The sequence below is a fragment of the Nocardiopsis terrae genome (assembly GCF_014651695.1).
In the GTDB taxonomy this organism is placed as follows: Bacteria; Actinomycetota; Actinomycetes; order Streptosporangiales; family Streptosporangiaceae; genus Nocardiopsis; species Nocardiopsis terrae.
Genome location: NZ_BMXJ01000010.1, coordinates 77,755 through 104,532, shown reverse-complemented (window position 1 = coordinate 104,532; position 26,778 = coordinate 77,755). Strand labels below are relative to the sequence as shown.

Annotated in this window: 23 protein-coding genes; 16 read left to right on the top strand and 7 right to left on the bottom strand. The window is 72.0% G+C overall.

All coding sequences use genetic code 11. The annotated features are described in order from the left end of the window. Positions 1-34: 34 nt before the first annotated feature. Complete coding sequence (locus IE195_RS24765; protein ID WP_191275944.1) at positions 35-748, bottom strand: metal-dependent hydrolase; 714 nt, start codon at positions 746-748, stop codon at positions 35-37. A 235-nt stretch (positions 749-983) separates the two neighbouring features. On the opposite strand from IE195_RS24765, the gene IE195_RS24760 reads away from it, so the two are divergent. The 10 genes from IE195_RS24760 (at position 984) to egtD (ending at position 12,960) form a co-directional block, all read left to right on the top strand. Next, complete coding sequence (locus tag IE195_RS24760; protein ID WP_191275898.1) at positions 984-2,834, top strand: ABC transporter substrate-binding protein; 1,851 nt, start codon at positions 984-986, stop codon at positions 2,832-2,834. After that, the gene (locus tag IE195_RS24755) at positions 2,831-3,901 is read left to right on the top strand and encodes an ABC transporter permease (protein ID WP_191275896.1); all 1,071 of its coding nucleotides are present in this window, start codon (positions 2,831-2,833) and stop codon (positions 3,899-3,901) included. Before IE195_RS24760 ends, IE195_RS24755 begins: the two co-directional genes overlap by 4 nt. Then, on the top strand, positions 3,898-4,875 hold the full coding sequence (locus tag IE195_RS24750) for an ABC transporter permease (RefSeq protein WP_191275894.1): 978 nt from the start codon (positions 3,898-3,900) through the stop codon (positions 4,873-4,875). Before IE195_RS24755 ends, IE195_RS24750 begins: the two co-directional genes overlap by 4 nt. Next, positions 4,872-5,963 (top strand): ABC transporter ATP-binding protein, encoded by a 1,092-nt coding sequence (locus tag IE195_RS24745; RefSeq protein ID WP_191275892.1) that lies wholly within the window; start codon positions 4,872-4,874, stop codon positions 5,961-5,963. The genes IE195_RS24750 and IE195_RS24745 overlap by 4 nt, the downstream gene beginning before the upstream one ends. After that, a complete protein-coding gene (locus IE195_RS24740) occupies positions 5,960-7,048 on the top strand; it encodes an ABC transporter ATP-binding protein (protein ID WP_191275890.1) in 1,089 nt (362 codons plus the stop codon). Before IE195_RS24745 ends, IE195_RS24740 begins: the two co-directional genes overlap by 4 nt. Before the next feature lie 197 nt (positions 7,049-7,245). After that, a complete protein-coding gene (locus IE195_RS24735) occupies positions 7,246-8,199 on the top strand; it encodes an arylamine N-acetyltransferase family protein (protein ID WP_191275888.1) in 954 nt (317 codons plus the stop codon). A gap of 199 nt (positions 8,200-8,398) precedes the next feature. After that, the gene (gene egtA / locus IE195_RS24730; RefSeq protein ID WP_191275886.1) at positions 8,399-9,757 is read left to right on the top strand and encodes an ergothioneine biosynthesis glutamate--cysteine ligase EgtA; all 1,359 of its coding nucleotides are present in this window, start codon (positions 8,399-8,401) and stop codon (positions 9,755-9,757) included. Then, entirely contained in the window at positions 9,754-11,127 is a 1,374-nt protein-coding gene (gene egtB / locus IE195_RS24725) for an ergothioneine biosynthesis protein EgtB (RefSeq protein WP_191275885.1), read from the top strand. Before egtA ends, egtB begins: the two co-directional genes overlap by 4 nt. Further along, positions 11,127-11,918, top strand: a complete 792-nt coding sequence (gene egtC / locus IE195_RS24720) for an ergothioneine biosynthesis protein EgtC (RefSeq protein ID WP_191275884.1) — start codon at positions 11,127-11,129, stop codon at positions 11,916-11,918. The genes egtB and egtC overlap by 1 nt, the downstream gene beginning before the upstream one ends. Before the next feature lie 70 nt (positions 11,919-11,988). Next, complete coding sequence (gene egtD / locus IE195_RS24715) at positions 11,989-12,960, top strand: L-histidine N(alpha)-methyltransferase (protein ID WP_191275883.1); 972 nt, start codon at positions 11,989-11,991, stop codon at positions 12,958-12,960. Between the two features lie 42 nt (positions 12,961-13,002). Here egtD and IE195_RS24710 read toward each other — a convergent pair whose 3' ends face one another. Then, positions 13,003-13,737 carry a CPBP family intramembrane glutamic endopeptidase gene (locus IE195_RS24710; RefSeq protein WP_191275881.1) on the bottom strand — a complete coding sequence of 245 codons (735 nt, stop codon included), beginning with the start codon at positions 13,735-13,737 and terminating at the stop codon, positions 13,003-13,005. Between the two features lie 284 nt (positions 13,738-14,021). Between IE195_RS24710 and dapB the strand changes: the two genes are divergently transcribed. After that, entirely contained in the window at positions 14,022-14,765 is a 744-nt protein-coding gene (gene dapB / locus IE195_RS24705) for a 4-hydroxy-tetrahydrodipicolinate reductase (RefSeq protein WP_191275878.1), read from the top strand. An 87-nt stretch (positions 14,766-14,852) separates the two neighbouring features. Here the strand turns inward: dapB and IE195_RS24700 are convergent, their stop codons facing one another. The 5 genes from IE195_RS24700 to IE195_RS24680 form a co-directional block, all read right to left on the bottom strand. Continuing rightward, positions 14,853-15,539 (bottom strand): class I SAM-dependent DNA methyltransferase, encoded by a 687-nt coding sequence (locus IE195_RS24700; protein WP_191275876.1) that lies wholly within the window; start codon positions 15,537-15,539, stop codon positions 14,853-14,855. Between the two features lie 73 nt (positions 15,540-15,612). Further along, positions 15,613-16,107, bottom strand: coding sequence for an NUDIX domain-containing protein (locus IE195_RS24695; RefSeq protein WP_191275874.1), 495 nt, complete (start codon positions 16,105-16,107; stop codon positions 15,613-15,615). A gap of 24 nt (positions 16,108-16,131) precedes the next feature. After that, complete coding sequence (locus tag IE195_RS24690) at positions 16,132-17,661, bottom strand: serine/threonine-protein kinase (RefSeq protein WP_225942499.1); 1,530 nt, start codon at positions 17,659-17,661, stop codon at positions 16,132-16,134. Between the two features lie 54 nt (positions 17,662-17,715). Then, positions 17,716-18,588 (bottom strand): 1,4-dihydroxy-2-naphthoate polyprenyltransferase, encoded by an 873-nt coding sequence (locus IE195_RS24685; RefSeq protein ID WP_191275942.1) that lies wholly within the window; start codon positions 18,586-18,588, stop codon positions 17,716-17,718. 128 nt (positions 18,589-18,716) lie between these two features. Continuing rightward, positions 18,717-19,271 (bottom strand): GNAT family N-acetyltransferase, encoded by a 555-nt coding sequence (locus IE195_RS24680; RefSeq protein ID WP_191275870.1) that lies wholly within the window; start codon positions 19,269-19,271, stop codon positions 18,717-18,719. 92 nt (positions 19,272-19,363) lie between these two features. Here IE195_RS24680 and IE195_RS24675 point away from each other — a divergent pair, with 92 nt between their 5' ends. The 5 genes from IE195_RS24675 (at position 19,364) to IE195_RS24655 (ending at position 26,735) form a co-directional block, all read left to right on the top strand. Further along, positions 19,364-19,744 (top strand): phage holin family protein, encoded by a 381-nt coding sequence (locus IE195_RS24675; protein ID WP_191275868.1) that lies wholly within the window; start codon positions 19,364-19,366, stop codon positions 19,742-19,744. A gap of 401 nt (positions 19,745-20,145) precedes the next feature. Next, positions 20,146-21,117, top strand: coding sequence for a 4-hydroxy-tetrahydrodipicolinate synthase (gene dapA, locus IE195_RS24670; protein WP_191275866.1), 972 nt, complete (start codon positions 20,146-20,148; stop codon positions 21,115-21,117). After that, on the top strand, positions 21,114-22,799 hold the full coding sequence (locus tag IE195_RS24665; RefSeq protein ID WP_191275864.1) for a ribonuclease J: 1,686 nt from the start codon (positions 21,114-21,116) through the stop codon (positions 22,797-22,799). The genes dapA and IE195_RS24665 overlap by 4 nt, the downstream gene beginning before the upstream one ends. Positions 22,800-22,999: 200 nt before the next feature. Further along, the gene (locus tag IE195_RS24660) at positions 23,000-25,492 is read left to right on the top strand and encodes an FtsK/SpoIIIE family DNA translocase (protein WP_191275862.1); all 2,493 of its coding nucleotides are present in this window, start codon (positions 23,000-23,002) and stop codon (positions 25,490-25,492) included. Positions 25,493-25,625: 133 nt separating this feature from the next. Then, entirely contained in the window at positions 25,626-26,735 is a 1,110-nt protein-coding gene (locus IE195_RS24655) for a RodZ domain-containing protein (protein ID WP_191275860.1), read from the top strand. Positions 26,736-26,778: the final 43 nt, after the last annotated feature.

Here is a 26,778-nt window from a genome sequence, read left to right as displayed (position 1 = left end):
CGGCTCACCCGGGCGGGTGCCCCGCCGTACGCCCCTAGTGCTCGGGGAGGAGGGAGGGCCAGTCGAAGAGGTAGATCGAACCGATGATGACGCCGATGGTGAGCAGGGGGGTGACGACCTTCTGCTCGACCGGGCCGTCGGTGGCGAAACCCTGGTTCTGGCCGATGCGCTTCTTCCAGAACGGCCAGAAGATCGGCACGCCCATCTTCGTGATCATGTCGCCGAAGAAGTGCAGGACGACACCGAAGGCGACCGCCAGGCCCAGCCAGGTGTAGTTCACACCGACGGAGTAGAGGGTGAGGGTGATCGCCGCCGTCCCCAGGGCGTTGATGATCCCCGACGCCGTCCGGTTCTTGTCCATGCCGAAACCCAGGCCCTGGAGCGCGATACCGACCAGCAGGAACACGAAGATCTGCACTGCCAGCTCCGACCACAGCGCCAGCGCCTGGACCAGGGCGCCCATCAGGACGGCGAAGAAGAAGGAGTGCGTCCCCATCCGGTGCCCGCCGAAGGCCCAGCTGAGGATGTCGCTGAGGATCTCGGTGGCCTTGCCGTAGGTCTTGGTCACCGTCGCGCTCTTGTGGTCCACGTCGGGCAGCAGGGCGGCGCCCGCGCAGACCAGCGAACCGGCGATGATCTCGCCCGGGCCCAGCTCGAAGCTGAGTCCGAGGAATTCCTTGCCCTGGACGAACGGTACGACCGCCATCCAGCCGACCACGCCACTGAGTGCGTGCGAGTGCCCCATCATGGCGGGAACCGTAGCGGAGTCCGTCATTCGCCGCGAATCCGGGAGCGGTTTCGGTCGGGGAACAAAAGCCACAAGAAACCCACGAAACACCAGTTTCACCAGGCCAGGAGTCGAATGTGTTGCGATACCGCGCCTCACCCCGAAGATCATTGACGCTTGTCGCGGCGGGTTGGTAGACAACCAACAACCCCCGGGTGGCAAGGCCGCCACCCCACGAAACCCGACAGGGGCCGTCATGCAGACCGACCACCCTCCCACCGGCACCCTCCTCCGGCGGACAGCGGCCTCCGGCGGCGCGCTGCTCCTCCTCGGCAGCCTCACGGCGGTCCCGGCCGCAGCGGACGAGGCCGACAGCAGCACCCTGACCGTCGCGGTCGCCCAGCAGGTCGACTCCTTCAACCCCTTCACGGCCCAGCTCGCCGTCACCACGAACATCCTCCGGCACGTCTACGACAGCCTCACCACGGTGAACCCGCAGACCAACGAACCGGAACCCTCGCTCGCGGAGAGCTGGGAGACCTCCGAGGACGGGTTGACCTGGACGTTCAACCTCCGTGACGACGCCTACTTCACCGACGGCGAGCAGCTCACCGCCGAGGACGTCGCCTGGACGTTCGACACCATGATGGAGAACGAGGCCGCGGCGGTCGCCAACGGCAACTACGTCGCCGGGTTCGAGACCGTCACGGCGCAGGACGAGGCGACCGTCGTCATCGAGCTGGACGAGCCCCAGGCCACCATGGAGTCCCTGCGGGTCCCGATCGTTCCCCGGCACGTGTGGGAGCCGATCATCGAGGCGGAGGGCGACGCCTTCTCCGGCTACACCGCGGACGACCTCCCCACGGTGGGCAGCGGTCCCTTCGTCCTCACCGAGCACTCACGGGGTGAGCACATCCGCCTGGAGGCCAACCCCGACCACTGGCGGGGCGCTCCCGGTTTCGACGAGCTCTACTTCCGCTACTACTCGGAGAAGGACGCCGCCGTGGAGGCGCTCCGCAGCGGAGAGGTCTCCTTCGTCTACGAACTCACCGACGCCCAGGTCACGTCCCTGGAGACCGTTGACGACATCGCCGTCAACATCGCCGACGGCAAGCGCTTCCAGGCCTTCACCATCAACCCGGGGGCCGTGACCCGGGACGGTGAGGAGTTCGGTGACGGGCACCCCGCGCTGAGCGACCTGACCCTGCGCCAGGCCATCGTCATGGGCATCGACAACGAGGAGATCGCCCAGCAGGGCTCCAACGGCCAGGCCGTCGCCGCGGGCGGCTACATCCCGCCGCGCTACACGGACTTCCACTGGGCCCCCGAGGGCGACGAGGCCTTCCTCGACTTCGACCCCGGGGCCGCCAACGAGATGCTCGACGACGCGGGCTACGCCAGAGGCGACGACGGCGTGCGCGTCTCACCCGACGGCGACCGCCTCGAACTGCGCATGCACGTCCACGCGGACCGGCCCGACAACGTCCAGGCCGGGCTGGTGATCGCCGAACGCCTCGCCGACATCGGCATCGAGATCGACAACCGGACCGTCGACCCCGGCATCCTCAGCGACGCCCTCTACGACGCCGAGTACGACCTCATCTTCACCGGATGGACGGTCAACCCCGACCCCGACTACGTGTTCAGCATCCACACCTGCGGCGCGCTGCCCGACGAACCGGGCACCATGCAGGGCGACGCCTACTTCTGCGACGAGGAGTACGACGAGCTGTACGAGGCCCAGCTGGCCGAGTACGACCGCCGGGCCCGCGCCGAGATCGTCCACCAGCTCCAGGAGGTCCTCTACCGGGAGGCCGTGGTCAACGTCCTGACCTACCCGAACATCATGGAGGCCTACCGGACCGACCACATCGCCGACATCCAGTTGGAGCCCGCCGAGGGCGGCAACATCTGGGGCCAGGACGGCTACTGGGCCTGGTGGTCGGCCGAACCCGCGGAGGCGGCCCTCTCCGGGGCGGGCGGTGCCAGAGGAACCGGCGTGTCCGGCGGTGTGCTCATCGGGACCGGTGCCGGTGTGCTCGTCCTGCTGGCCGTGGGGGCCCTCGTCCTCATCCGGCGACGCTCCACCGTGGAGGACCGCGAGTGAGGACCACGCGCCCCGAGACGGGCGGGGCCCCCGAGACGGGCGGCGTCCCCGCCCCCGCTCCGGAGTCCCCCGCCGGGCCCGGCCGGACGGCTCGGGTGGCCGCCTACGTGCTCGGCCGCCTGACCACCGCGGCGGTCTCCCTGTTCGCCGTGATCGTCGCCGGGTTCTTCCTGTTCCGGATCCTGCCCGGCGACCCCGTCCGGGCCATGACCGAGGGGCGCGAGGTCACCGCGCAACAGCGCGAGGAGCTGAGCCGCCAGTTCGGCCTCGACCAGCCGCTGTGGCAGCAGTTCCTCGACTACGCCGGCGGGCTCCTCCGGTTCGACCTGGGGGTCTCCTTCCAGTATCGCGAACCCGTCGTCGCCCTCATCCTCGAACGCCTGGGCCCGACCGTCCTGCTCGCCGGGACCGGGACGGTCGTCGCCGCCCTCCTGGGCCTGCTCCTCGGCGCCCGTGCCGGGTGGCGGCCGGGGGGCCGCGGGGACCGGGTCAGCACCGGGGTGGCGCTGTTCTTCTGGTCGGTGCCCACGTTCTGGCTCGGACTGCTGCTGATCGTGCTGCTCGCCTCCGGGCGCGGCTTCATGCCCAACCTGTTCCCCACCGGCGGCATGGTCGACCCCGGTGTCAGCGGGCCGCTGGAGACCGCCCTGAGCACCGCCCGGCACATGGTGCTGCCGGTGACCACCATGGTCGCGGTCATCTACGCCCAGTACCTGATGATCATGCGCTCCTCGCTGATGGACGAGAAGGGCGCCGACTACCTGACCACGGCGCGCGCCAAGGGGCTGCGCGACGCCCTCGTGCGCCGCAGGCACGCCGTCCCCAACGCCCTGCTGCCCACCGTGACGCTCGTCTTCCTCAACCTGGGGCAGGTCGTGTCCGGGGTCATCCTCGTGGAGACCGTGTTCTCCTGGCCCGGCCTCGGCCAGCTCTTCTACTCCGGCCTGCGCGTACCCGACCTGGGCCTCGTCCAAGGCCTGTTCGTGGTCTTCGCGGCCTCGGTGATCCTCATGAACCTCCTGGCCGACCTGGTGTACCCCCTGCTCGACCCGCGGGTGCGCCCATGAGCGCCCCTACCGGACCGGCCCCCGCCGGACCCGCGACCGGGAGCCGCGCGCGGACCCCGGCGGTCACCGCCCGAGCACTGGCCCGTCGGCGGCGCCGCGAGGCCCTGGGCCGGTTCGTCCGCGAGTACGCCCGCAACCGGGCCGGTCTTCTCGGGCTGGCCTCGCTGCTCACCATCGGCGCGCTCGCCCTGACCGCGCCGCTGTTCGTCGACCAGGCCCACCTGACCGTGACCGGCGCACCCGGGGACTCCTACCAGCCGCCCAGCCGGGAGTACCCCCTGGGGACCGACAACTTCGGCCGTTCGGTCCTGGACCTGATCGTCTGGGGCGCCCGGGTGTCGCTGACCGTCGGCCTGCTGGCCACGTTCGTGTCGGTGACCCTGGGGACCCTGGTCGGCGTCACCGCCGGGCACTTCGGCTCCTCCGGCGGCCTCGGCGGCCGGATCGTGTCGACGCTGCTCATGCGCGTCACCGACTGGTTCCTGGTCCTGCCCACCCTGGTCCTGGCCGTGGCCCTGGCCGCCGTCCTGCCGCGCGGCACCGGAACCATCGTCATCGCGATCGGGCTCACCGTCTGGCCGCCCACCGCACGCCTGGTACGCGCCCAGACCCTGGCCGTGGAGGCCCGGCCCTACGTGGAGCGGGCCCGAGCCCTGGGCGGCGGCCACACACACGTCATGGGCTGGCACGTCCTGCCCAACGTGATGCCGGTCGTGCTCGCCCAGACCACGCTGCTGGTGGCCACCTCCATCATCGCCGAGTCCACACTGGCGTTCCTCGGCATGGGGGACCCCACCACCATCTCCTGGGGCGGCATCCTCGAATCGGCCCGCACCGCCGGGGCGATCAGCGCGGGGATCTGGTGGTACATGATCCCGCCGGGTCTGGCGATCGCCGTGGTCGCGCTGTCCTTCACCCTGTGCGGACGCGCGGTCGAGTCCGTCATCAACCCACGGCTCCGGGGGCAGAGTTGACCAGCCTTCTCGACGTCCGCGACCTGCACGTCACCTACTCCGGCGGCGGTGGCGACGTCCCCGCCGTGCGCGGGGTGCACCTGTCCCTGGACCCCGGAGACACCCTCGGGGTCGCGGGGGAGTCCGGCAGCGGCAAGTCCACCGTCGCCCTGGCGCTCCTGCGGCTGCTCCCCGCAGGGACGCGCATCACCGGCGAGATCCTGCTGGAGGGCGAGGACGTCCTCCGGATGAGGTGGGGCCGCCTGCGCGCCGTCCGCTGGGCAGGCGCCTCGGTGGTGTTCCAGGGTGCCATGCACTCGCTCAACCCGGTCCAGCGGATCGGTGAGCAGATCGCCGAACCCCTCCTCGTCCACGCACTCGTGAAGCCGGACCGGGTCGGGGCCCGCGTGGCCGACCTCCTCGAACAGGTGGGACTGCCCGCCTCCCGGCGCCGTGACTACCCCCACCAGCTGTCCGGAGGGCAGCGGCAGCGGGTGATGATCGCGATGGCGCTGGCCTGCGAGCCGCGTCTGATCATCGCGGACGAGGCGACCACCGCCCTGGACGTGATGATCCAGGCCCAGATCCTCGCCCTGCTGGAACGGCTGGTCGACGAGAGCGGCATCGGCATGCTGATGATCAGCCACGACCTGTCCGTCCTGGCCGCCACCTGTGACCGGGTCGCGGTCATGTACGCGGGCCGGATCGTGGAGCAGGGGCCCGCGGGGGAGGTCGTGCACGAACCCGCCCACCCCTACGCGAGCGCGCTCAGCGCAGCCTTCCCCAGGATCGGTGACCCGGCCTCGCGCCTGGCGCCCCGGGGGCTTCCCGGTGATCCGCCGGATCCGGCGCAGGCGCCCTCGGGCTGTGTGTTCCGGCCGCGCTGCGCCGTCGCCGAGACGGTGTGCGCCACGGTGGACCCGCCCCTGTGGCCGGTCCGGCCCGACCGCGACGGCCGCTCCGCCCGGCACGCCGCCTGCGTGCACGTGGGGCCGGGCGGCGGCCCCGAGCGGACGGACTCCGCACGGGACGGTTCCGCGCGGAGCGGTCCGGATCCCGGCGGTCCGGGCCCCGGCAGCGCGGAGGAAGAAGAGGAGACGAGCCGTTGAGCGCCGACACCGACTCACGACAGCCCTCCTCCGCCCCCGGCTCGGAGGGGGTCGGTCAACCGATCCTCAGCGCCGAGGCGGTCGAGGTGGCCTTCACCGCAGGGTTCGCCCCGGGCGGGGGCCGCGGCACCGCCCGCGCGGTGGACGGGGTCAACCTGGACGTGGCGGCCGGGGAGATCGTCGCCCTGGTCGGGGAGTCCGGCTGCGGGAAGACCACCCTGGCCCGGGCGCTGCTCGGCCTGGAGCGCCCCACCGGCGGCCGGGTCGTGTTCGAGGGCTCCCCGCTGGGCTACCGCTCCCGCGACCTGCGCTCCTACCGGCGCCGGGTCCAGTTGGTACAGCAGGACCCCACGGGTTCGCTCAACCCCCGGCGCACCGTCTACGAGTCGGTCGTGGAGGGGTTGCGGGTCCACGAGGGCACCACGGCCGACGAGTCCGAGCGGGTCGCCGGGGCCCTGTCCCGGGCCGGTCTGCGCCCGCCCGAACGGTTCTTCGCCCGATACCCGCACGAGCTCTCCGGCGGCCAGCGCCAACGGGTGGTGATCGCCGGCGCCCTGATCCTGGACCCCGAGGTGCTGGTGGCCGACGAGCCGGTGGCGTCCCTGGACGCCTCGGTGCGCGGCGAGATCCTGCGGCTGCTGCTGGAGCTGCGCGCCGAGCTTGGCCTGTCGGCCCTGGTCGCCACACACGACCTCGGGCTGGCGTGGAACATCGCCGACCGGGTCGCCGTGATGTACCTGGGCCGTGTGGTGGAGCTGGGGACCGTGGAGGAGGTCCTGTCCGCCCCCGCTCACCCGTACACCCGGGCGCTGTTGTCGGTGTTGCCCGACTCGGAAGCGTCCGAGGGGCCCGTGGTGCTCTCCGGCGAGCCGCCGGACCCCAAACAGGTGCCGAGGGGCTGCCGGTTCCACCCGCGCTGCCCGGTCCTGGCCTCCGGCGAGGCCGAACGGGCCGGGGTCGCCGACCTCTGCACGAGCGCGGACCCCGCGGTCCTGGGCGGCGGCGCGCAGCGCCGGGTCGCCTGCCACTGGTCGGCCGCGGACGGGTCCGGGCGCCTGCGCGCGGACGGTCCGGCCGCTCCCTGACCCCTGACCGCGCCGCCACGGGCGTTCTGTCCTCCCCGGCCCCGCCGGGCTCCCGCGGCGGTGCGGCCGGTTGCGTTCCACCGACCGGGCAAGTCTCCAGGAAGTCCCGCCGTACACCCGCCTCCTCCGGCCGATTGCGGACGGGAGGAAACCGCCCATACCGGAACATGCCAGGCATAACCTTCGTTGCCAGGGACATGTCGACCGACGAACACACCACCGCACCGCCCTTCGCGCCGTTCACCGAGCCCGTTCCGGCCCCGCCCGCCGCCCAGGCCCCGCCTCCGGAACGGGTCTTCACCGACCGCGACTTCTGGGGCGGCGGCGACCTCGACCTGGACGCCTACCTGTCCCGTGTCGGCCTGTCCGGCGAGCTGCCGCCCACCCCGGACACCCTTGCGGTCGTGCACCGCGCGCACTTGGCGGCGATTCCGTTCGAGAACCTCAACCTGGTGCTGGGGCGCTCCGTGCGGCTCGACGTCCCCTCCCTGACCGACAAGATGGTCCACCACCGCAGGGGCGGGTACTGCTACGAGCAGAACCTCCTGCTCGCCGCTGTCCTGGACCGGCTCGGCTTCCCCCTGACCGCCTTCAGCGCCCGGGTACTGATGGGCGGGGACGGGCGCCCCCGTCCCTCCACCCACGCCCTGCTGAGGGTGGCGGCGGAGGGCGGGCCCTGGCTGGCCGACGTCGGGTTCGGCGGCGGGGGCCTGGTGGAGCCGTTCCCGTTCGCGGACGGCCACCAGGTCTCCCAGGGCGGCTGGAACCTGCGGCTGGACCGCATCTCGGAGGTCGGCGACGAGGAGTGGCTGCTGCGCGGGTTCAACGGCAGGCGCTGGCAGAACCTGTACTCCTTCAGCACCGCTGGCAACCTGCCACAGGACTACGGCATCTTTAGCCACTACCTCACCACCCACCCGCGCTCGCCCTTCGGCAACCGCCTCATGGCTGCGCGGACCACGGGCGGAACCAGGTACGCGCTGACCAACACGACCCTGACCGTCGACCGGGTCGACGGCACCGGTGAGGTGCGGGAGTTGGCTCTGGGAGAGGTGGGGCCGGTGTTGCGGGAGGTGTTCGACATCGACCTTGACCAGCAGGAACAGTCGATCGTCCAGGAACGGGTCAGGGGCTTCCTGTCCATGGGTTGAGTGTGATCGTAGTCACGTTTCGCCGGGGTGTGCGGAGCGTGCCGACGAGAACACCGACGCCAGCGGGTGTGCCGCCCGGGCGGTGGTACGCCCGCCCGGGCCGGCGGACCCGGACACGAGGATTTGGGTTGATCACACACGTTCACCGCTGCGGGCCTCGGGGCAGGACCTTGGAGGCGTAACTCCGAGGGAGCAGCCCATGGTGCCCATGACCACCGAAGACGTTCACGAGTACATCAACGGGGTCTGTTTCAAGACCGGACCCCCCGGAAAGGTCGGGGCCGAGACCGAATGGCTCGTCACCGACCCCGAACAACCCACCGCGCCCGTCACCATCGACCGTCTCACGGGACTGCTGGAGGCCTGTGGCCCCCCTCCCGCGGGAAGCCGGATCACCTTCGAACCCGGCGGCCAGATCGAGCTCAGCTCCGCCGCACTGCCGGGCCCCGCACGAGCCCACGAGGCTCTGGCCAGGGACCTGGACCACATCAGCAAGACCCTCGCCGACGCCGGACTGAGCCTGTCCGAGACCGCCCTGGACCCCGTGCGGCCCCCCGTCCGCCAGCTCCGGCTGCCCCGGTACACCGCCATGGAGCGCTTCTTCGCCAACCACCGCCACCCCAGCGGCCACACCATGATGTGCAGCACCGCCTCACTCCAGGTGTGCCTGGACACCGGTGCCGACGACGCCGACCTGCGCTCCCGGTGGGAACTCGTCCACCGTCTCGGCCCCGTCCTGGTGGCGGCCTTCGCCAACTCCGCCGTCTGGCGCGGCCGCCCCACCGGCTGGAAGTCCACCCGTTGGGCGATCTGGGCGGCCACCGACGCCACACGGACCAGACCCGTCCTGGAGCCGCACACCCGCACCGACCCCGCGACCGCCTGGGCCGAGTACGCCCTCGAGGCCCGGGTGATGGCCGTCCCCGAGATCCCCGGCGGCGGGGGCGAGTGGACCGCCGACCCGGGGATCAGCCTGGCCGACTGGGCCGACGGCCGGGGACCGCGTCCGCTGACCCTCGCCGACCTGGAGTTCCACCTGTCCACGCTCTTCCCTCCCGTGCGCCCGCGCGGCTGGTGGGAACTGCGCATGATCGACGCCCTCCCGCTGCGCTGGTGGCCGGTCCCGGTGGCGCTCGCCGCCGCCCTGACCGACGACCCCCGCGCCCGTGCCGTCGCGGAGGAGGCCACCGAGCGGATGTGCCGGGGCACCGCCCCCGAACCCGTGCTGTGGCTGGACTCGGCCCGCCTGGGCCCCGCCGCCCCCGAGGTCGACGCCTGCGCCCGGACCTGCTTCGACGCCGCGGTGGAAGCACTGCCGCGGATGGGGGCGGCCGGGCTGGCGGCCCTCGTCGACGAGTACGCGGACCGCTACGTCCGGCGCGGCCTCTGCCCCGCCGACAGCGGTCCGGACACCGGCCGCGGCAGTGGCTCCCAGGGGACCGCCGGGGGCGGGGCGCGGGTCCCCGAGCCCCGCCCGGCACGGCCGGGAACCGGTCCGGGGCCGACCGTGGACGAGGGGTCCGGGGCCCGTCCCGCGCACAGTGGAGGTTCCTCATGAGCCACGAGCAGGAGCGCGCCAAGGAGCGCATCGCCGCCGAACTGGACCGGAGCAGGCGGCGCAGCAACGGTCTGACCCTGGACGCCCTGGACGAGGAGGACCTGCTCGCCCAGCACTCCCCGCTGATGTCTCCGCTGGTCTGGGACCTGGCGCACGTCGGCAACTACGAGGAGCAGTGGCTGCTGCGGGCCGCCGGGGGACGCGAGGCGCTGCGCCCCGACATCGACGGTCTCTACGACGCCTTCGAGAACCCCAGGGCCGACCGCGTCTCCCTGCCGCTGCTGCGGCCCGAGGAGGCGCGCGAGTACAACGAGCGGGTGCGCCGCGAGGTCCTGGACGCCCTCGACGCCGCCGACCTCTCCGCCGTCCCCGCGCCCCGTCGGGAGCCCGGTGCGGCTTCGGGCGGGGCGACACCGGGGGAACGCTCCCTGCTGGACTCGGGGTTCGTGTTCCACATGGTGATCCAGCACGAGCACATGCACGACGAGACCATGCTCGCCACCCACCAGCTGCGCCGGGGCGCCCCCGTGCTGTTGGAGGAGGAGCCCGCCTTCGCGCGACCGGCCCCGCCCGCCGCCGCCGAGGTCCTGGTCCCGGCGGGCCCCTTCACCATGGGCACCGACGACGACCCCTGGTCCTACGACAACGAACGCCCCGGCCACACCGTCGGCCTGGACGCGTACTGGATCGACACCGACCCGGTCACCAACGCCGCCTACCTGGAGTTCGTCGCCGACGGCGGGTACCTGGACCCGCGCTGGTGGACGGCCGACGGGTGGCGGTGGCGCGAACGGCGCGGAGCCCTCGCCCCCGCCTTCTGGTCCGAGGAGGACGGCGTGTGGGCCCGCCGCCGGTTCGGCCGCCGTGAACGGGTGCCCCTGCACGAACCCGTGCAGCACGTGTGCTTCCACGAGGCACAGGCCTACGCCCGCTGGGCCGGAAAACGGCTGCCCACCGAGGCCGAGTGGGAGAAGGCGGCCCGGTTCGACCCCGCCACCGGGCGCTCGCTGCGCTTTCCCTGGGGCGACGGAGAACCCGAACGCCGCCACGCCAACCTCGGCCAGCGCAGGCTCGGACCGGACCCGGTCGGCAGCCGCCCGGACGGGGCCTCGCCCCTGGGGGTGCGGCAGCTGGTCGGCGACGTGTGGGAGTGGACCTCCACCACCTTCGACGGCTACCCCGGGTTCACCGCCTTCCCGTACCGCGAGTACTCGGAGGTCTTCTTCGAGGACGGCTACAAGGTCCTGCGCGGCGGGTCCTGGGCCACCCACCCCACGGCGGTCCGGTCCACCTTCCGCAACTGGGACCACCCGGTCCGCCGCCAGATCTTCAGCGGGTTCCGCTGCGCACGCGACGCGGACCGCGGCTGATGTGCCGCCACCTCGCCTACCTGGGGCCGCCGCGCACGCTCCACGACCTGCTGTACGCGGCGCCCCACTCGCTGCACGTCCAGTCCTGGGCGCCCCGCCGGCAGAGGTACGGGACCGTGAACGCCGACGGCTTCGGTGCGGGCTGGTATCCGCAGGGACCGGGGCGGCCCCAGCGGGAGCGGATCGAGGGGGACCGGCCCCCCGAGCCGCTCCGGTACCGCCGGGCCATGCCCATCTGGGGCGACGCCTCCTTCGCCGACGCCGCCCGCGCCATCACCTCCGGGTGCGTGGTCGCGGCGGTCCGCGACGCCACCGTCGGTTTCGGCTCGGAGGAGTCCGGAGCCCAGCCCTTCCGTGCCGACCGCCTCCTGTTCAGCCACAACGGGGCGGCTGAGGACGACGAGGCGCTGGCCGCGGCCCTGGGTGCGCCGTTCCCGCCCGGTGCCCTGGACGCGCGGGCACCGGTGGACTCCGCGCCCCTGTTCGCGCACACCGTACGGCTGTGGCGGTCCTCCGGGGACCTGGCCGCGTCCCTGGCCGCGGTGGTCCGACACGCCCGGGAGCACTCCGAGGGCAGGTACAACCTGCTGGCCAGCGACGGAGAGGTGATCGTCGGGACGGCCGCGGGGGACACCCTGTACACCCTGCGGAGGGAGGAGAGCCGGGGGGAGGGCGAGGGGGCGTGGCTGGCCTCCGAGCCCTTCGACGACGGCCGTGACTGGCGGCGGATCCCCGAGGACTCGGTGGTCGTGGCCACCCGCGAACGCACCGACATCCACCCCATCGGCTGAGGACGCCCCCGCAGCACCTCACCGGTATCGCCCCGCCCCGGGTACATCCGTAAGGGACACAGGAGGCACCATGTTCCGGATCGACCGCAACCTGACCGCCGACGAACTCGACAAGGCCCTGCGCACCGACGTGGCCGAAGGGCTCACCGCGAGGCCCAAGCAACTACCGCCCAAGTGGTTCTACGACGAACGCGGCAGCGCACTGTTCGAGGACATCACGCGGCTTCCGGAGTACTACCCGACCCGGGCCGAACGCTCCATCCTGGAACTGCGCGCCGACGAGATCGCCGACGCGGCCGACGCGGCGGCCCTCATCGAACTCGGCTCCGGGGCCGGGGTCAAGACGCGCCTGCTCCTGGACGCCATGCGCCGCCACGGCGGCCTCACCCGCTTCGTCCCGGTCGACGTCAGCGGCGACTTCCTCGCCTCCTCCGCCCGCCCCGTCGCCGACGACTACCCGGGCCTGGACGTCCACGCGGTCGTCGGGGACTTCGAGCACCACCTGGGACTGCTGCCGGTCAGTGAGGGCGGCCGCCAGCTCCTCGCCGTCCTCGGTTCCACCATCGGCAACCAGGAACCGGGTCCGCGCGCGGCCTTCCTCCGGGACATCCACGACGTCCTGCACCCGGGTGACCGCCTCCTCCTCGGCGCCGACCTGGTCAAGGACCCGGACCGGCTCGTCGCCGCCTACGACGACGCCCGGGGGGTGACCGCCGCCTTCAACCGCAACGTGCTCTCGGTGATCAACACCCGGCTGGGCGGCGACTTCGACCCGGAGGCCTTCGACCACCTGGCCGTGTGGAACGCCGACCGCGAGTGGATCGAGATGCGGTTGCGCGCCCGTTCGGCCCAGCAGGTCCGGGTGGCCGACCTGGACCTGGAGGTGGACTTCGCGGAGGGGGAGGAGATGCGCACCGAGGTCTCCGCCAAGTTCCGCAGGCAGGGGCTGAGCGCCGAACTCGACGGGGCAGGGTTCGACCTCACCCACTGGTGGACCGACACGGCGGGGGACTTCGCGCTCACGCTCGCGACGGCCCGCTGAGTCCGGCCCGCCGTGCCCGCACCTCTGGCGGCCGTCCCCGGATCAGCCGGTGCCGGCGGCTCCGGTGAAGAGCACCAGCAGCGGAAGGGCGAGGTTGTTGACCACGTGTACGGCCACCGCGGGCCAGACCGATCCGCTGCGCCGCATCACCTCGGCGGCGACGACGCCCACCACGAACGCCGCGGGCAGGATGATGTTGATGCCGTGGAAGAGGGCGAAGACCGCCGAGCCGCCGAGCACCCCGACGAGGGGCCCGTAGCGCAGCAGGGCGTTGGTGACGACGCCGCGGAAGAGGAACTCCTCACCGACGGGGGTCAGCACGGACAGGAACAGGACGGTCAGGACCAGGGCCACCGGACCTCCGCCCGCCGCCTCGTAGTACATGCCCTGGGGGTTGCTGTCGAATCCGGTCAGGGCGGTGATGGCGAGGGTCAGCGCGCCCTTGGCGACCAGAGCGACCACGCCCCCCGCCGTACCGATGAGCATCCAGCGCCAGGTGGTGCGACGGATGCCGAAGGCGCCGAGCGAGCGGATGCGCACCGCCGCGGCCGCGGCGAAGCCGACGAGTCCTGCCACACCCGACCAGGCGGCCACGACGAGCCCGTACACCACGGGGCCCGCGTCCGGTAGGCCGAGCAGGCCGAAGACCCCGAGCAGGACCACGGCTCCCGTCACGGCGAGCAGCCCGACCGCGATCTCCGGCCAGCCCGGACGTGTCGGGGAGGCGCCGCTGACCGGGTCCGGGCGCCGCGGGTCGTCGGGGCGGGCTGTGCACATGGTGGTGGCCTCCCTGTTCTCTCGGTCTCCTCGGCGGCCACGCGACCGGGCCCGCCGTTCCGCGGAGCCGTGTCCGCGGGGACGTCTCCAAGTACAGTCGCCGCCGCGCCCCTCCGGCAGTGGCGCCGCGTCACCACCGCGCCGTGACGTCTCTCCGGGGGGAGTGGTGACGTGATGTCACTGGTGCCCGGCACCGGCACCGGTGACCGGAGCCGGAGGCCCCGCACGCCGCCGCCCAGCCCCACCACGCCGAACACCCGCCCGGACTCCGGTACGCTCGACGCGTGTTCAAGGTAGGAGTTTTCGGCGCCGATGGGCGCATGGGGTCAGAGGTCGTCAGGGCGGTTCAGGCCGCCGACGACATGGAACTCGTCGCGGGCGTGGACAGCGCCGACGACCGGGACGCGGTGCTGGGGGCGGACTACGTCGTCGACTTCACGCACCCCGACGTGGTGATGGGCAACCTGGAGTGGCTCATCGGCCACGGGATCCACGCCGTCGTGGGGACGAGCGGTTTCGACGAGGCCCGCCTGGCCGAGGTCCGCGCGCTCCAGACGGCCACACCCGGGTCCAAGGTGCTGATCGCGCCCAACTTCGGTATCGCGGCGGTGCTGATGATGCACTTCGCGGCGAAGGCCGCACCGTACTTCGACTCCACGGAGATCATCGAGCTGCACCACCCCAACAAGGCCGACGCCCCGAGCGGAACGGCCTACCGGACCGCCGAGCTGGTCGCCGGGGCCCGCCGCGAGGCCGGAACCGGGGCGATGCCCGACGCCACCACCTCGGAGATCCCGGGCGCCCGCGGTGCGGACGTCGACGGCGTCCGGGTGCACGCGCTCCGGATCCAGGGCCTGATCGCCCACCAGGAGGTCGTGTTCGGTACCGACGGCGAGACGCTCAGGATCCGCCACGACTCCATGAACCGCACGTCCTTCATGCCCGGGGTCCTGCTGGGCATCCGCAGGACCGCCGAGCTCCCCGAGCCGCTCACCCTGGGCCTGGAGCCCCTGCTCGGCCTGGAGTAGGACCGCAAGCCCAGGAGGGGACCGTCCGGGAGGGCGGTCCCCTCCGTCGTGCGCGGTAGCCGCCCGCGCGTACCGTCGCGGCGGAGTCTAGGCGCCCCGGCGGCAGGTGAGGAAGATCTGGACCTCCGGGGGCGCGCCCCCGGGCCCGGGCTCGTAGGCGACCGCACGTTCGTCCTCGACGATCAGGCCCGCCTTCTCCACCACCCGGCGCAGCTCCTCACGGGGATAGCCCGACACCCGGATCTCGGAGCCCAGGAACGGGATCGGGGTGTCGTCCAGGTCCGCCTCCACCATCGACAGGCACAGCAGGCCCCCTGGCAGCAGGGAGGCGCGCACGCGGCCCAGGGCCTCGGGGATCCGCTCCTTGGGCAGGCACAGCAGCGAGAAGAACGCCACGATGGCGTCATATGACCTCTCCACCGGATCCAGGTCGAGGATGTCGGCCCGGCGGAACTCGGCCTCCGGGACGTTGCGGCGGGCGAGTTCGAGCATCCGCTCGGAGATCTCGAACCCGGTCACCCGCGCACCGGCCAGCACCAGTTGGCGGGCGGTGGGCAGGCCGGTGCCCGACCCGAGGTCGAGCACGTGCGCTCCGGGAGGGAGCAGGCTCAGCATGCGCCGGACGCAGTCCTGCTGGCCCTCCTTGTTGGGGAAGGCCTCGTCGTAGTGCTCCCCGATCGCGTCGAAGGCGCCCGCCTGACGGGAGTTGCGTTCGGCCCACGCCACCGGGTCGGGGGCGAGTTCGCGGGGGTCGGGGGTGTTGTCGCTCGGCACGGTGTTCGGCTCTCCCTGGGGTGGACTGCGAGCAGGCATCGTAACTGGTGCGGGCGGCACCACGCACGGTTCCTCAGGCCGGGCCAGGCAGTACGGCGTGTCCGTACTCCAGGTAGACCGGGCCCGAACCCCGCTCGTCCACCGCGACCGCTGCCAGCATCCGCTGTGCGACGCGCTCGGGCAGGTACTCGGGGAGCTTCGCGGGCGGCACCCACTCCCATCCGGACAGCTCCTCGGGCGGCAGCCGGAAGTCCGTCCCGGAGACCTCGACGCGGAACAGCCACTGCAGTGCGGCGGTGCGCGGAGGCCTGGGCGGCACCCAGTCCACCACCAGCAGCGCCCGGACCCGGGCGTCCACCCCCAGCTCCTCGCCGATCTCCCTGCGGCAGGCGGCCAGCGGGGACTCCTCGGCCTCCATGATCCCGCCCGGGACGCCCCAGGGCTGTTCGGGCGCGTACACGCGCCGTACCAGCAGCACCTCGCCCCGCTCCGAACGGATGAGCGCGCCCGCCGCGCCCCGGGTCGCGGGCAGGCTCGCGAAGAACTCCTCGTCGCTCAGGTGGTTCACACCGCCGACCCTAGGGCGTGCGGTTCACTCCCGGGGGGTGAACGAGTTGAAGGTGTCGCGGATGACGGTGTCGTAGGCGCGGAGTTCGCTCTGCGGCCCGTACCAGGCGATCCAGTACGCCGTGGTGCCCTCTGTGCCGCCCACGTGGATCTGGAGGACGGTGCTGAACCGTTCCGGGTCCTCGTCCCAGCCCAGTTCGAGGGCGGTGTTGTCGAAGCCCCTGTAGGTGTCCTCGAACATCACCGCGTCCCAGGACTTCGGGACGTCGATGTAGTCCTCGGGGTCCAGGGACCGCTGGGAGCGGTCCGTCACGTCCAGTTCGTCCATGGCCTCCTCCCACGCCTCCTGGGATTCGGTGGCGGCGTCCTCGTGCTCGGGGGAGGTGTACCAGCCGGCGGACATCAGGGTCTCCGGGAACTCCTCCGCCCCCTCCGGAGGCAGGAACTCCACCGAGCCCCAGGAGCTCTGGTGCGGTTCGTCGCCGTGGACCCGCGGTTCCCAACCCTGCGGGTGGTCGACCAGGAAAGTCTCCGCGGAGTACCTGTCGTACTCGACGGACAGCTCCTCGGGGGAGAGCAGGTACACGCCCAGGGCCGTGACGAGCGTGAGCGCGACCGCGGCGGCCCCGGCCAGCAGCAGGGCGCGGCCGCGCCCGTCGGAGGCTCCGGCGGCCCCCGGGACGGAACCGGGTCCAGTGGGGCCGGTGTGCGGTCCGGGCGGTCCGGCGGGTGCCGCCACGGCTCCGGCGGACGGTCCCCTCGGGGCGGCGGGCGGCCCCAGAGGCGCCGTGCCGCTCCGCAGAGCGGCCAGGGCGGCCTCCGCGGTGGGGCGGCGGTTCGGATCGCGCTCCAACAGGGCCGTGATCAGCGGGGCCAGCGCACCGGACCGCGTCGGCGGCGGGAGGGGCTCCGACAGCACCGCCGCGATGGTCCGGCCCGTCTCGCCCCGCCGGAACGGGTGGCGCCCCTCCACCACCGTGTACAGGGTCGCGCCCAGTGCCCACAGGTCCGACGGGGGATCCGCCGGGCCCTGGCCGCGCAGCCGTTCGGGCGCCATGTACGGGGCCGATCCCATCCGGGCCCCGTCCCTGGTCACCTCGTCCTCGCCCGCGATGGTGGCGATCCCGAAGTCGGTCAGGAGCACCCGGCCGTCCTCGGACAGCATGACGTTTCCGGGCTTGACGTCGCGGTGGACGATCCCCCGGGCGTGCGCGGCCCCCAGCGCCTCCAGCAGCGCCTCCGCGACCCGGGTGGCCTCCGGCACCGGCAGGGGACCGCGCTCGGCGACCTCCTCGCGCAGGGAACGCCCCCGGACCAGCTGCATGACCACCCACGCTCCCCGGAGGTCCCGGCGGGCAGGACCATCTCCTTGAGGGCGACCCCGCGCCCGAGCACACGGTCCCAGGAGCGCCAGACCGCGCCCATACCGCCGCGCCCGAGTTCGCCGCGGATCTCGTAGCGGTCCGCCACGACGCGGGGGACGTCGTCGCCAGTGCTCGTCATGGCCGTCCTTCGGGGATCGGGGGAGGAGCCCAACGGTGGACGAGCCTAGCAACAGGGCTCCGGGACCGGCCCGGTGCGAGGGGCTCCGGACCGGGGGCGCCCTGGGTCAGCCCAGGGCGAGGGTGACGGAGAACAGCAGGCCGAAAGCCATCTGGAGCCTGCCGGTCTCACCCAGGCCCAGGACCAGGTCGCGGCCTTTCTGACCGCCGAGGACCCGGCGCAGCGGGGGCACCGCCAGCGGAGCGGACAGCAGCACCAGCGGCACCCACCAGGACACCGCGGTCAGGATCAGGGCGACCGCGTAGGAGACCGCGACCATGCCCGCGTACAGCCGTCGCGTGCCGGTCTCGCCCAGGCGCACGGCCAGGGTGATCTTGCCGGTCTCCCGGTCCGTGGGGATGTCGCGCAGGTTGTTGATCACCAGCACCGAGCAGGAGAGCAACCCCACCGGGACCGAGGCCGCCCAGGCCTGCCAGGGCAGCGCCTCCAGTTGCACGAACACCGTGCCCACCACGGCCACCACACCGAAGAACACGAACACCGAGACCTCGCCCAGACCCCGGTACCCGTACGGGGTCCGGCCACCGGTGTAGTACCAGGCGGCGGCGATCGCGGCCGCGCCGATCAGCAGCAGCCACCACGAGGTGGTCGCCACCAGCACCAGGCCTACCGCGCCGGCGAAGGCGAAACTCCCCAGTGCCGCGGCCAGCACCTGCCGGGGCGCGGCCAGGCCGCTCGCGGTCAGCCGGGTCGGGCCCGTGCGCTCCTCGGTGTCGGTGCCCTTGACCCCGTCGCTGTAGTCGTTGGCGAAGTTCACACCCACCTGGAGGGCCATCGACACCACCAGCGCCAGCAGCGCCTTCCACCACACGAACCCGTCCAGGGAGAAAGCCAGCGCGGTACCCACCGCCACCGGGACGACCGAGTTCGCAAGCGTGCGGGGGCGCAGCCCCGAGACCCATTCACTGACCGTGGCCACGCGCCGGTCCTCCAGTTCGAGACGGGGCGCGCCGGGGGCACGCCGAGACAACCACCCAACGGTAGTACCTGGCCGGCACCCCGCCCAACCGGCACCGCGCGCCCCGCGGCCGGGCACCGTCCGCGGGGCTACTCCGAGACCGACGCGTGCAGCCGCACCATCGGCAGCAGCCGCCCCATGTCGATCTCCCTCCGCGCACCGTCGGCGCGCCACCCAGACGCCTCGAAGAACGACCGCAGAGCGTTCTCCTCCTCCGGAGTCCACACGTGCACCGTCCTGAACCCGCCCTCGACCAGGTGGTCCACGCACGCGTTCAGCAGACGGCTGCCGTGTCCCTCCCGGACCCGCTCCGGGTCCACGTGCAGCGCGAACACCTCCCCGTCCGTGGCGGGCCACAGGTCCGGGTCCCCGGCCGGGCCGAAGGCCGCGAACCCCACCACCGTCCGCACCCCGCCGACCTCGTCGGTGGCCACCACGAGCCGGTGCCTGGAGGTGGGCGGCGACTCCAGCGCCGCGCTCCACTGCTCGCGGAACTGTTCGCGGGCCTCCCCGCCCGACAACCCCTCCGCCACCTCCGCGGGCAGCAACTCCCCGTACACCGCACGCCACGACGCGACCTGCAGGTCCACCACCGTGTCCACGTCGGCGGAACGGGCGGGGCGGACGAACTGTGCACTGGACACGGGGCCTCCTGAAGGGGCACGAGGGGCGGTAACGGCAAGATCACCCACGCCGGAGTTTCCGGACCTTGCCATGGCATGGGAACATCTACCTTGTGAGCCTCATTATCAGAGTTATCGTGAACGCGCTCGCCCTTTGGGCGGCTGTCCTCCTGGTCGACGGGATCGACGTCGCGGCGCAGGACACCACCGGTCAGATCGTCACCTATCTCGCGGTCGGCGCGATCTTCGGTGTGGTGAACGCGGTCATCAAACCGATCGTCAAAACGGTCGGCTGCCTGTTCTACGCCCTGACCCTCGGCCTCATCGGCCTGGTCGTGAACGCGCTGCTGTTCCTGCTCACGGAGTGGATCTCCGGTTGGTTCGACCTCCCCTTCCACGTGGAGGACTTCTGGGCCGCCTTCTTCGGCGCCATCGTCGTCACCATCGTGAGCTGGGTCGCCAGTATGTTCCTCCCGGACGGGCAGGACGACTGAGCAGCCTCCGGCAACCTCCCGACCACCGTTCTCCGACCGCGGTGACCCCGGGCCCCGCCTGCGTGGCGTGGGCCCGGGGCGGGTAGGTTCACAGGTCAGGACTCTTCCGGCTACCGGTCGGCTCCACCCGGTTCCGGCTGGCTCCCCACCTCGACCAGCGAGGACGGGGGCCGAACCGCAGAACGCCCCCGCGCACTCCCTGCACGGGGCACACAGACTTTCCCGCGTCCGGCTCCGGCTGTTCACCGGTCGCGGCGGCGGACGCACAGCGCCGCCCTCACCCGTGTACGGAAGTACTCGGCACGGGACGTATCAGTTTGTTTCTCACGCACATGGAGAGGAGGAGGGGCACCCCGGACCCTTGAGCTTCCGGCAAAGGGTCCGAAAGCCTTTCACACGCGATGGTAGACACCAAGAACCGTCCGTTCGGCAAGATGCTGACCGCGATGGTCACCCCGATGCTCGAAGACGGGGAACTCGACTACGACGGCGCGGCCAGACTCGCCTCGTACCTGGTCGACGAGCAGCACAACGACGGCCTCATCATCAGCGGGACGACCGGTGAGTCGCCCACGACCAGCGATGACGAGAAGGACCGCCTGCTTCGCGCGGTGGTCGAGGCGGTCGGGGACCGGGCCCAGGTCGTGGCGGGGGTCGGTACCAACGACACGCGCCACAGCGTCCGGCTCGCGAAGGCCGCGGAGGCGGCGGGCGCGCACGGCCTGCTGGCCGTCACGCCCTACTACAACAAGCCCCCGCAGGAGGGGCTGATCCGGCACTTCTCGGAGATCGCCGACACCACCGAGCTGCCGGTCATGCTCTACGACATCCCGCACCGCACCGGGACGCCGATCGCCTCCGAGACCCTGGTCCGGCTGGCCGAGCACCCGCGCATCGTCGCCAACAAGGACGCCAAGGACAACGTCGGCGCCAGCTCCTGGGTCATGGAGCGCACCGACCTGGCGTACTACTGCGGCACCGACATCCTGAACCTGCCGCTGCTGTCCGTCGGCGCGGCCGGTTTCGTCAGTGTCGTCGGCCACATCGTCGGCAGTGACCTCAAGGACATGATCGACGCCTTCGAGGCCGGCGAGGTCGGCCAGGCGCTGGCCATCCACCGCCGCCTCACCCCGGTCTACACCGGCATGTTCCGCACCCAGGGCGTCATCACGACCAAGGCCGTCCTCAACCTCTTCGGGCTCCCCTCCGGCCCGGTCCGCACACCGCTCGCCGACGCGTCCTCCGAGCTCCAGGCACTCCTGCGCGAGGACCTGGCCGCCGCCGGGGTCAAGGGCCCGATCGGGCTCGCCCCGCACCAGGCGGTGCCCGCCAGCGCGGTCCGCGTCGAACGTCTCACGGAGGGTTCCGTATGAGTCACCCGCACCCCGAACTCGGCCCGCCCCCGCCCCTGGGCAAGGGCGCCCTCCGCGTCGTCCCGCTGGGCGGGCTCGGCGAGATCGGCCGCAACATGACGGTCTTCGAGTACGAGGGCCGTCTGCTCATCGTCGACTGCGGTGTGCTCTTCCCCGAGGAGGAGCAGCCCGGCGTCGACCTGATCCTGCCGGACTTCGACTACATCCGGGACCGTCTCGACGACATCGAGGCGATCGTGCTCACCCACGGGCACGAGGACCACATCGGCGGCGTGCCGTTCCTGCTGCGCGAGCGGGCCGACATCCCGATCGTCGGCTCCAAGCTCACCCTCGCGCTGATCAGCGCCAAGCTGGGCGAGCACCGCATCAAGCCGGAGACCGTCCAGGTCGAGGAGGGGGAGCGCCACGACTTCGGCCCCTTCAACCTGGAGTTCTTCGCGGTCAACCACTCCATCCCGGACGCGCTCGCCGTGGGCATCCGCACCTCCGGCGGCTCCGTGCTGCACACCGGTGACTTCAAGATGGACCAGCTGCCGCTGGACGGCCGCCTCACCGACCTGGCCGGGTTCGCCCGGTTCGGCGACGAGGGCGTCGACCTGCTGCTGTCGGACTCCACCAACGCCGAGCAGCCCGGGTTCGTCGTCAACGAGCGCAACCTGACCGAGGCCATCGACAAGGTCTTCCGGCAGTCGGAGAAGCGCGTCGTGGTGGCCTGTTTCGCCTCGCACGTGCACCGCGTCCAGCAGGTGATCGACGCCGCGGTGCGCCACGGCCGCAAGATCGCCTTCGTCGGCCGCTCCATGGTCCGCAACATGAACATCGCGCGGGACCTGGGCTACCTGAGCATCCCCGGCGACACCATCGTCGACGTCAAGCAGCTCGACAAGCTGCCCCCGGACAAGGTGCTCATGGTCTGCACGGGCTCCCAGGGCGAGCCCATGGCGGCGCTCAGCCGGATGGCCAACCGGGACCACCAGATCCGGATCGAGGAGGGCGACACCATCCTGCTCGCCTCCTCGCTCATCCCGGGCAACGAGAACTCGGTCAACCGGGTGATCAACGGCCTGACCCGCTGGGGAGCCAACGTCGTGCACAAGGGCAACGCCCTCGTGCACGTGTCCGGCCACGCCTCCGCCGGAGAGCTGCTCTACGTCCTCAACATGGTGCGTCCGCGCAACTTCATGCCGGTGCACGGTGAGTGGCGGCACATGCGGGCCCACTCCGACCTGGCCAAGCTCACGGGCGTTCCGAACGACCGCATCGTCATCGCCGAGGACGGCGTGGTGGTCGACCTGTACAAGAACCGCGCCAAGATCGTCGGCGCGGTGCAGGCCGGATACGTCTACGTGGACGGCTCCTCGGTCGGCGACGTCACCGACGCCGCGCTCAAGGACCGCCGCATCCTCGGCGAGGAGGGCTTCATCTCCGTCGTCGTCGCGGTGGACTCCAGTACCGGGAAGATGCTCGGCGAGCCCGAGATCCACACCCGGGGCGCGGGCATGGGCGCCGACGCCTACGACGACGTCATCGACAAGCTCCAGGACGCCCTGGACAAGGCGGCCGCCGACGGGGTCAACGACCCGCACCAGCTGCGCCAGCTCATCCGGCGCAGCACCGGGCGCTGGGTCAACGAGACCTACCGTCGCCGTCCCATGATCATTCCCGTCCTGGTCGAGGTCTGATCCGGACCGGACACGACACACCGGACGGCCCGGGAGCGCGCACCGCGCTCCCGGGCCGTCCGGTGTTTCACGGGAGGCCGCCGCGACACGCCGTGCGGCCTTCGTGTCCCGGGCTGGACGTCTTAGTAGGCTTCCCGCCGTGCCGGGTCGCTGTGCCCGCGCCCTGAGAACGACCCCGTCCCCGTGGAGGTGACCCCCCGATGGCCACGCGTGCCTCCTCTGGCGGTTCAGGGCGCAGGAAGCCCGCCGCACGCAAGCCCGCGGCGAAGAAGCGCATGCCCGACGGGCCCATCGCCTACGTCGTCGCCCTCTTCGGCCAGTTCCTGCTCGTGCTGTGGAAACTCATCGCGCACACCGTGGGCGGGGCGGCCCGAGCGGTCGGGCGCAGCGCCCGCGACCTCGACCCGGACCTGCGGCGGGACGGCGCCGGCCTGATCCTGCTGGCCCTGGGCGTCCTGGTGGCCGCGGCCGTGTGGTGGCGGAGCGAGGGACCGCTCCTGGAGGCCACCCGCATGGTGGTCGTCGGCGGTTTCGGAACCTTCTCACCGATCCTGCCGCTACTCTTCCTGCCCGTCGCCGTGAAACTGATGCGCACCCCCAGCACCGGCCGGGAGGGCGACGCGGGGCGCCTGTTCATCGGGGTCACCGCGATCATGCTCGGACTGCTCGGGCTCATCCACATCGCCCACGGCGTCCCCCAGCCCGCGGACGGCGTCGAGGGGCTCCAGAAGGCGGGCGGGCTCATCGGCTTCATCGCCTCGGGACCGCTCAGCGCCGTCGTCACCCCCTGGATCACCGGTCTCCTCCTGGCGCTGGTCCTGGTCTTCGGGATCCTCGTGGTGACCGCCACCCCGATCCGCCGTATCCCCGACCGCCTCCAGACCCTCTTCGGCGCCCTCATGGAGCGCGACGCCGGGCCCGACTCCGGCATCGGCATCCTCGGAGCGGACCCGGAGAGGAAACCCGCCAAACCGCGCAGGCGCAGGCCCAAGGCCGAAACCGCGGGGACCGAGACGGTCGCGGGCGACCACGAGCGCCCCTACGACAGCCCGGTCCTGCCCAGCGGGTCCGAGCCCAAGAAGATCGCCCCCGCCCCTGCCGAGGGGGAGGAGGACGGAGAGGCCCGGGACAAGCCCGCCGCCCGCCGAAGGACCAAGGCGCCGGCCCCCGACCCCACCCCGCCGCCGGCCACCACCGAACAGCTCTCCATCCCCTCCCGTGTGGTCGAGGGCGACTACGAGCTGCCCGCCCCGGTGATGCTCAAGCCCGGCACCCCGTCCAAACCGCGCACCAAGGCCAACGACGAGGTGGTCGCGGCCCTGACCGGGGTCCTGGACCAGTTCAAGATCGACGCCGAGGTCACCGGCTTCACCCGCGGTCCCACGGTCACCCGCTACGAGATCGAGCTCGGCCCGGCGGTGAAGGTCGAGAAGGTCACCGCCCTGTCCAAGAACATCTCCCTGGCGGTCAAGAGCACCGACGTGCGCATCCAGTCGCCCATCCCCGGCAAGTCCGCGATCGGTGTGGAGATCCCCAACACCGACAAGGACATCGTGAGCCTGGGCGACGTGCTCCGCTCCCCGGCGGCCACCTCCGACGACCACCCCATGCTGGTGGGCCTGGGCAAGGACGTCGAGGGCAGCAACGTCGTGGCCAACCTCGCGAAGATGCCGCACGTGCTGGTCGCCGGCGCCACCGGTGCCGGTAAGTCCACCTGCATCAACGGGCTCATCACCTCACTGATGATGCGCGCCACCCCCGACGAGGTGCGGATGATCCTGGTCGACCCCAAGCGGGTCGAGCTGACCATGTACGAGGGCATCCCGCACCTGATCACCCCGATCATCACCAGCCCGAAGAAGGCCGCCGAGGCCCTGCAGTGGGTCGTCGGGGAGATGGACCGCCGCTACGACGACCTCGCCGCCTCCGGGTACCGGCACATCGACGACTTCAACGCCGCCGTGCGCACCGGCGAGCTCACCGCCCCGCCGGGCAGCGAACGCGTCTACGAGCCCTACCCCTACCTGCTGGTGATCGTCGACGAGCTCGCCGACCTGATGATGGTCGCCCCCCGCGACGTCGAGGACGCGGTCGTGCGTATCACCCAGCTGGCCCGCGCGGCCGGGATCCACCTGGTCCTGGCCACCCAGCGGCCCAGCGTCGACGTCGTCACCGGTCTGATCAAGGCCAACGTCCCCTCCCGGCTGGCCTTCGCCACCTCCAGCCTCTCCGACAGCCGCGTCATCCTCGACCAGCCCGGAGCGGAGAAGCTCGTCGGCAAGGGCGACGCGCTCTTCCTCCCGATGGGTGCGGGCAAGCCCATCCGGCTGCAGAACGCCTGGGTGGCCGAGAAGGAGATCCGCGGGATCGTCGACCACTGCAAGAAGCAGTCCGAACCCAGCTACCGCGAGGACGTCGCGGTCGCCAGCACCAAGAAGAAGGAGATCGACGAGGAGGTCGGCGACGACATGGACCTGCTGTTGCAGGCGGTCGAGCTGGTCGTCACCACCCAGTTCGGGTCCACGTCGATGCTCCAGCGCAAGCTCCGCGTCGGTTTCGCGAAGGCGGGCCGTCTGATGGACCTCATGGAGAGCCGTGACGTCGTCGGCCCCAGCGAGGGGTCCAAGGCCCGCGACGTCCTGGTCGCCCCGGACGACCTCGCGTCGGTGCTCACCGACATCAGGGGCGGCTGAGCTCCCCGCCGCGTCCGCCTCGCCCGATTTGGTGCGATCTTGAGGGCCTCATGGGGCGTGGTGACCTGCACCGGAGGGCTCCGGGTAGCAGAGTGGGTCCACGTAGGCACAGAAAGTCGCGGGGGGAGTGCGCATGGCGACGATCGGCCAGACCCTGTCCGCCGCACGGATCGCGGCGGGTTGCTCCTTGGAGAACCTGAGCACACGTACACGTATCCGGACACAGGTCCTGAGAGGCATCGAGAACGAGGACTTCGTCCCCTGCGGAGGGGACTTCTACGCGCGCGGGCACATTCGGAGGATCTGCAAGTTCCTCGGACTGGACCCCGAACCACTCCTGGAGGAATACGACCGCGAACACTCCTCCGGGGACAGGCCCACCTTCATCCCCCCGCCCCGGCACCCGTCCGCGACGCCCAAGGCGGCCCGGGTCGCGGCGGCCGAGGGCGGGCGGGCCCACACCGGGACGAGCGACCACGAGGCACCCCGGGAGGTGCGGCCCGCCCGGATCGGGGACGAGGAGGCAGACCCCGAACAGCGGGCCGAGAGCTGGGGCCACTTCGAACGCAACCAGAGACTCGCCCGGCCGCTCCGGCGCAACCGGCCCAAGGGGGCGGCGGTCCAGGTACCCGGGCCCCGGCGGCCCGGCAGGCACAGCAAGCCCGAGAACCGGCCCCGGGACGACAGGCCCGCCGCCCGGGTCGCCGTCACCCGGACCAGGACGCTCCGTGGGGAGAGGGTTCGGCGGCACTGGCCCTGGGCCGTGGTCGGCCTCATCCTGGTCACCGCGGTGTTCGTGGGGGTCCGGACCTGGCAGGGCTGGGAGGAGGGCGCCCCCGTCCGCACCGCGTTCGGTTCGGCCGGCTCCAACAGCGAGGAGAGCACCGGCTCCTCGGCGGCCCGGGACACCGAGGCGGCCGGGGGCGCGGAGGGGGACGCCACCGGGGACGCGGCCACGGAGGAGACCGGTCCCGCGGCCGGTGAGGCGGACGAGTTCACCGTCGCCCTCACCGCTTCCGAACGCAGTTGGATCAGGGTCAGCGACCCCGCGGGCGAGGACCTGTTCACCGGGTTCCTCACCGAGGGCGAGTCCCAGGACCACCGGACCGAGGTACCGCTGACCCTGTGGGTCGGCAACGCCGGGGCGATCGATGTGTCCGTCGACGGGCGGGAACAGGGGCCCAGCGGAGGGCCCGGCGAGGTGAAGGAGGTCACGGTCGGAGCCGACGGCCTCGTCGACTGACGATCGTCTCCACGGCGGGCGCGGCAGCACGGGTTCCAGAGAG